The 6,752-nt window shown below is 56.0% G+C and carries 6 protein-coding genes; 2 read left to right on the top strand and 4 right to left on the bottom strand.

Annotation, left to right across the window (positions count from 1 at the left end; all coding sequences use genetic code 11):
* Nucleotides 1-1,155 (bottom strand): CmpA/NrtA family ABC transporter substrate-binding protein (locus R6T97_RS14995; RefSeq protein ID WP_410350093.1); only part of this gene is annotated, 1,155 nt, incomplete at its 3' end.
* Between the two features lie 199 nt (nucleotides 1,156-1,354).
* On the opposite strand from R6T97_RS14995, the gene R6T97_RS15000 reads away from it, so the two are divergent.
* Together R6T97_RS15000 and iolG are read left to right on the top strand one after the other, a co-directional pair.
* Nucleotides 1,355-3,211, top strand: a complete 1,857-nt coding sequence (locus R6T97_RS15000; RefSeq protein ID WP_410350094.1) for a sigma-54 interaction domain-containing protein — start codon at nucleotides 1,355-1,357, stop codon at nucleotides 3,209-3,211.
* A 341-nt stretch (nucleotides 3,212-3,552) separates the two neighbouring features.
* Nucleotides 3,553-4,557: an inositol 2-dehydrogenase gene (gene iolG, locus R6T97_RS15005; protein WP_410350095.1), complete on the top strand. Its 1,005-nt coding sequence runs from the start codon at nucleotides 3,553-3,555 to the stop codon at nucleotides 4,555-4,557.
* A gap of 186 nt (nucleotides 4,558-4,743) precedes the next feature.
* Here the strand turns inward: iolG and R6T97_RS15010 are convergent, their stop codons facing one another.
* The 3 genes from R6T97_RS15010 to R6T97_RS15020 form a co-directional block, all read right to left on the bottom strand.
* Entirely contained in the window at nucleotides 4,744-4,926 is a 183-nt protein-coding gene (locus R6T97_RS15010; RefSeq protein WP_410350098.1) for a hypothetical protein, read from the bottom strand.
* Between the two features lie 62 nt (nucleotides 4,927-4,988).
* On the bottom strand, nucleotides 4,989-5,873 hold the full coding sequence (locus tag R6T97_RS15015; protein ID WP_410350096.1) for a 2-oxo acid dehydrogenase subunit E2: 885 nt from the start codon (nucleotides 5,871-5,873) through the stop codon (nucleotides 4,989-4,991).
* Nucleotides 5,874-5,875: 2 nt separating this feature from the next.
* Nucleotides 5,876-6,520, bottom strand: coding sequence for an aldehyde dehydrogenase family protein (locus R6T97_RS15020; RefSeq protein WP_410350097.1), 645 nt, complete (start codon nucleotides 6,518-6,520; stop codon nucleotides 5,876-5,878).
* Nucleotides 6,521-6,752 lie beyond the last annotated feature (232 nt).

Consider the following 6,752-nt stretch of genomic DNA (forward strand, 5'->3'; position numbering starts at 1 on the left):
ATGTTCGTTATCCGGGGAATGCCACGGGAACGGATCGAAATCGATCCGGTCCGGCACGCGCTTCACCTCGTCCAGACCATCCGCGTAGGTACCGGTGAGTACTTGCTGGATCACCGTCACGGGCTGGTTCAGATAGTTGGTTGGTGCAATGGCTTCGGAAATCTCGACCCTGTTATCAGCATTTGAGGCATATTGCGTCGCGTCGATGATTGACTTCAGCAAAGCGCCGTAAGTGTTCGGCAATTCGGTTGCAAAAGACAGCGGCGCGGCGAATGCGCAGCAAGGGTGGCCTTCCCAGATTTCCTTGGTCAGGATGTGGATAAAGCCGATGCCTTCATAAACGGCACGCTGGTTGAATGGATCCGGCGACAGATAGCCGTCAAGATTGCCGGCACGTAGGTTGGCAACCATCTCGGGCGGTGGTACGACCCGGATTTGGATGTCGACGTCGGGGTCTAGTCCGAACTCTGCCACGTAATAGCGCAGCAGGAAGTTATGCATGGAGTATTCAAAGGGCACGCCGAAGGTGAAACCCTTCCACTGGGTTGGGTCACGCTTGTCGAGGTGTTCATTGGACAACACGATTGCCTGGCCGTTGATATTCTCGACTGCTGGCATGATATAGGGCTCGGCTACGGAGCCGGCCCCCAATGTCATCGCCAAGGGCATCGGTGTCAGCATATGGCTGGCGTCATACTCGCCTGAAAGTGATTTATCCCGCGCGACGGCCCAGCCTGCTGTTTTGATCACTTGCGCGTTCAGCCCGTAGCGTTCGTAAAAGCCCAAAGGTTGCGCCATAATAATCGGTGTCGCACAGGTGATCGGCACGAAGCCGATGTTGAGGTCTGTTTTCTCGGGTGGGCCCAGATTATCAAGGATGGCCGCTTTCGCTTCATTGATCGGAAAGACAGAGGCCAGCGCGGCAGCAGCGGTCGTTCCCCCGACCATGCCCATGAAAGAGCGGCGCCCGATGTCGCTTTGCCCAAAGACCGACCGCACGATTGCACTATCGACAGCTTGTTCCAGCATGTCTTCGCTGGACATCTGTCTGGTCGCCGGTTTCGCAGTAGCCTTGCAACTGTCACAGGAACAGCTTTGGCCATGCCGTAAATCGGTTTCAGATGAATAGGGGTTCCCCAAGGATTTCACTGTCATAACACTCTCCGTCGCTGTTGTGACATCATCTTGGCGCAGTCAGGGAACTGAAAAAATGGATTACAGGACAAAATAAACGAAAAAAATATTATTATTTAACAGCAACTTAATTTGATTTTCTTGAAGGACATCTTACGAATTATCGTAATTTACGAAATTTCGTATTGCGTTTCGCCCTCGCCTTGTCTTCGATGGCGGAATGACGCCTGAAGAAAAGACATATGATTCCCATCTGGCAGGGGCATTCGGTCCGACAGTTCTGCTCAACCTTGCGACGGACAGGGTGCTCTCGGCCACGCCGGAAGCATGTGCGCTTTTTGGTGAACCCGTCCTTGTCGGTCGCCGGTTTGCGCCAAAAGTATTGAAAAGCCTTGCGGATTTCGTTGTCTTTATTGATGAAGTGCAGCACCGCGGCAGTGCCTGGACCCGCAAGATTGCGCTGCGCGGTCCAGAAGGGCAGCCCATTGAATGCGAACTCACGGGGCGCTGTCTGGCCTTGCAAGGCACGCAGGCATTACTGTTGAATATCCTTGATCTGGAAGCCCTCAACCAGCACGCGGAAGAGGCCGCGGCTGCACAGATGTATGGCGGCGGGATCTTGGAATGGCAGCGTGCGCAGTCGTTTTTTTCCGAACTGGAACGACAAAACCAGTTGATCCTGGATGCTGCAGGCGAAGGTATCTATGGTGTCAATGCGGACGGAAAAACGACGTTCGTCAACGGGGCCGCCCAAGAAATGCTGGGCTGGACGACCGAAGACCTTCTTGGTCACGATATTCACCAGATGATCCATCACCATCACCTGAGTGGGGACGTGTATCCATCACACCAATGCCCGATTTATCAGTCTTTCCGCTTTGAGCAGGTGAACAGGATTGAAAACGAGGTCTTTTGGCGCAAGGACGGCAAACCCATTCGGGTTGAATATGTGTCCACCCCAATTTACGACGGTCAGGTTCTGGTCGGTGCCGTTGTAATTTTTCGGGATATTACAGAGCGGTGGGAAAACGAACGCAAGCTACATTCGGCGATGGACGAAATTGCAGCCTTGCGCGACCGCTTGGAACAGGAAAATGCCTACCTCCAGGAAGCCATCAATATAGAGCGCGCGCATCACGAGATCATCGGGACTTCACCCGCGATCCGGCAGCTGATCAAACAGATCGAACTGGTTTCGCGAACGGATGCGAATGTTTTGATCACCGGCGAAAGTGGTACAGGTAAATCGCTTGTGGCTTCGGCCATTCACAATGACAGCAGCCGCAAGCGCAGGGCGATGATTCATTTCAAGGGCGGCGCTGTATCTGCCGACCGGTTCGAAAGCGAGCTCTTCGGCCATGTCCGTGGCGCTTTTGCGGGCGCGTTGCGCGACATGCCCGGGAAAATCGAGCTTGCGCATGGTGGCACGCTTTTTATCGACGAGATCAGCGACATTCCGTTTGAACATCAAGGGCAGCTTTTGGAGATGCTTCAGCAGCGTTCTGTCGTGCGCATGGGTGACGACCGTAGCCGATCTGTCGAACTTCGTGTGATTGCCTCGACCAGCCGTAATTTGGAAAACGAAGTACAGGCGGGGCGTCTGAGGCAGGATCTTTTTCTGTTCCTGAATGTCTTCCCGATCCACTGCCCGCCGTTGCGGGACCGCGTGGAGGACATTCCGTTGCTGGTTGCACATCTGCTCAAGCTTGCATGCAAAAGAATGGGGCGTAAGGTCCCCATCGTCACAGAGCGGATCATGGCGCAACTCAAGCAGTATGACTGGCCTGGAAACGTGCGTGAATTGGCGAATGTGATTGAACGCAGTGCGATCGTGTCGCATGCGGGAAAGCTCGTCGTTGACATGCAGAATCCGGTGACGTCGGTGTCGCGAAATGCGTCTACGCTGCTTTCCGAGGCGGACATCGAGCAGATGCGGATTGCAAATCTGATTGCTTGCATGAAGCAGGCTAAAGGGCGCGTATCCGGCCGTGGCGGAGCGGCGGAATTGCTGGGCATACGGCCAACGACGCTTTATTCAAGACTTCAGAAATTGGGCCTGAGCGACGATGAGTGGTAGCCGCCTCTATAGGTGAAACTGCCAACTATCGTGGACTAGCTTACATCAATGAAGTGAAATGCTGCGATGTAGATTGACCCGATGGACTTTATCGCCTCTACATCGCCGCAGTCTGGCTGGCGGCCAGGCATCGGACGCCTCTGAGTCAATGGGGAGCTGCATTATGCAGACCGAGGTGAGCCATGCTGTGACGCTTGGGAAAACCGGCCGATGTCGCAGGGTAGGCGGCATATGTGTCCAACCCCGGTTCCGGGGCCATGACCGGATCGGTCGTGGAATTCGATCAACACGTTCCTGGGGCTTACCCAGAACAATGGACTGCACGTCCGGGAGATAAAGAGATGACAGTAAAGTTCGGTGTTTTGGGTGCGGGACGGATCGGGCAGGTACATGCCCGCGCGATTGCGTCGGTGAATGGCGCAGAATTGACTGCCGTTGCCGATCCGATCGCTTCTGCCGCCGAAAATGTCCGCGACACATATGGATGTGACGTCCGCACGATTGACCAGATCGCAGGATCGGAGGACATTGATGCGGTCGTTATCTGCACGCCGACAGATACGCACGCTGATCTGATCGAACAGTTCGTCCGCGCCGGCAAGGCCGTGTTCTGCGAAAAGCCTGTAGATCTCTCAGTGGCTCGTGTGCGCGAATGCCTCAAGACGGTCGAGGCCGAGAGCGGTATCCTGATGGTTGGTTTCCAGCGTCGCTTTGATCCTGATTTCATGGCCCTCAAGCAGGCCATCGACGATGGTCAGATCGGTGATGTCGAGATGGTCACTTTGACCAGTCGTGATCCGGGGGCCCCACCCGCCGATTATATCAAACGCTCCGGTGGCATCTTCCGCGACATGACCATTCACGACTTTGATGTGGCCCGCTGGCTGCTGGGTGAAGAGGTCCGGTCGGTTCAGGCCGCAGCATCCGTTCTTACGGACCCTGAAATTGCCGCTCTGGGTGATTATGACAGTCTGAACGTCATCCTGATGACCGCCAGCGGCAGACAATGCACCATCAACAACACACGCCGTGCAACATATGGATATGATCAGCGGATCGAGGTTCATGGCTCGCTCGGGGCTGTCCGCGCAGAAAACCATCACGAAGCGCGCATCGAAGTCGCGAACGGAAACGGTTATACGCGCCCGCCACTCCTGAATTTCTTCATGTCCCGCTATACGGCGGCCTATGCCAATGAAATTGCTTCGTTTGTAGAAGCCCTGACACAAGGCATCCCGCCTGCAACCACTGGCCACGATGGTTTGATGGCTTTGGCATTGGCTGATGCAGCACTGCTTTCGGTGGCTGAAAAACGCGTCGTAGACCTTGCCGAGATCGCGCCCTGATCGAAGGTCGTTTTGAGGGTGGGGCTCATTTGACAGACATATCGGTGGCAGTCCCACGATTATCGCGGACCATCTCGCGTGTCAGTTCCTTAAGCGGTGTGGAAACGTGCCTACGGATAGAGCGATCCACAATGCGACCGGAAGACGTCAAGCAGGATATCTGCGCAGATTGGCAGCAGAGCGTGCTTACGGATCAGTCAGTGTCCCTAATGCGCGTTCAGCGGCAAATTCGACCGTTTCAGAAACGGTGCGACGGGCATGTACAGACAGAGCGATGTCTTCGAGGGTCGCACCCATTTCGATAGCCAGCGTACATTCGGCCAGCAACTTTCCTGCGTTTGATCCGACCAGATTGGCCCCAGACCGCAGTGCGTATCGGGGCTCGCCCCGATGAACATCACTTCGGCATGGTTGCTTATGATGATGTTCCTCTAGACCATGATCCGGCGTGGATCGCCGAGCAAACCGGCAAGATAGGTCACAAAGCGCGCCGCTTCCGCGCCGTTGATGACACGGTGATCGTAGCTGAGATCAAGCGGCACCATAGGTACCGGCTGAAATGCCTCACCATCCCAGACGGGTGTAATTTCGGTACGCGTCAGACCAAGGATCCCCACCTCTGGTGGGTTCACAATAGGCGTGAAAGCCGTGCCGCCGATACCGCCCAGATTGCTGATGGACATTGACGCGCCGCCCATTTCGTCAGGGCCCACTTTGCGCGCCTGCGCGCGACCCGCCAGATCGGTGATTTCGGCGGCAATCTGCCAAAGCCCCTTGCGATCCGCATCGCGGATAACGGGAACCATCAGGCCATGGGCTGTATCGACGGCGATGCCGATATGCACATAATCCTTGAGAATCAGCGCTTTGCCATCCGGTGTCAGCGACGCATTGAAACGCGGAAATTCACGCAAAGCCCGTGCCAGCGCTTTGACCTGAAAGGCCAGTGCTGTCAGTTTCACGCCGCGCGCCTGCGCTTCTGGCTTCAGTGCCTTGCGCAGGGCTTCGATCGCGGACACATCAGCGCGGTCGTGATGGGTGACCTGCGGGATCATGGCGTTTGCGGCGCCGAGGTTTCCGGCGGCGACCTGGGCAAAACGGCTCAGCGGTTCTTCGGTCACAGGGCCGAACTGTCTGTGATCCACATCCCAGTACTTGCTGTGATCGCTTTGGGGCAATGCAGGTTTGGCATCACCTGTCAGATCCTCGCGGGCGATGGTGGTCCGGCCCAGATCGCGGGCCAGTTTTTCCAGATCAATGCCTTTTTGACCTGCAAGGGTGCGGACGGAAGGAGAGGCGATTACATCTGTCATCATATTCACCAACTGGCCGAGATATATTGCGTTTCCATGAATTCGAGCATGCCTTCATGTCCGCCTTCACGCCCCAGCCCTGATTGTTTCACGCCGCCAAAGGGTGCTGCGGGATCAGAGACCAAGCCACGGTTCAGGCCGACCATGCCGTATTCCAGCCGCTCGCAGACCTGCAAGGCGCGCTTCATGTCTTTGGAGAAGACATAGGCGACCAGCCCGTATTCGGTGTCATTGGCGCGGCGGATCACGTCTTCCTGATCAGTGAAGGTCTGGATCGCGGCGACAGGGCCAAAGATTTCGTCATGCACGCAGTCGGCGTCCTCTGAGACGTTGGACATCACGGTCGGCGGGTAGAAAAAGCCTGTTCCGTTGGGGGTGGTGCCACCACATTCGATCTTGGCGCCTTTTGCCACCGCATCTGCGACGAAAGCGGCGACCTTGTCGCGGGTGTCGGCGTTCACCAAAGGGCCCACATCAACGGACGGGTCGGTGCCGTCGCCGACCTTCAAGGCGCTCATGGCGGCGGTGAATTTGGTGGTAAATGCCTCTGCCACATCTTCATGCACGTAAATGCGGTTGGCGGCCGTGCAGGCCTCGCCCAGATTGCGTTGCGACTGATGCCGCCATTTCCGTAAAACGATCCGATTCACAATAACGGCTTGGATACAGGAAAGGCAGAACAGCCGCCGAGACGCAAAGGGTTTTTTCAGTACCGGTGTCGACCTCGGCTATATATAGATCACCCCTCTCGGGATGAACCTCGAGTTTTTCTATCCTGGCGCTGACTGCCCCGTGAAAACGCTCACAGGGAATCTCAACAGCCTCGACTTCCGTTCCGGTTTCAGTGAGGCGCCGGGCAAGTTGTTCAGCGTCCAGATCAAA

The sequence above is a fragment of the Yoonia sp. genome, from assembly GCF_046498525.1.
Taxonomy (GTDB): domain Bacteria; phylum Pseudomonadota; class Alphaproteobacteria; order Rhodobacterales; family Rhodobacteraceae; genus Yoonia.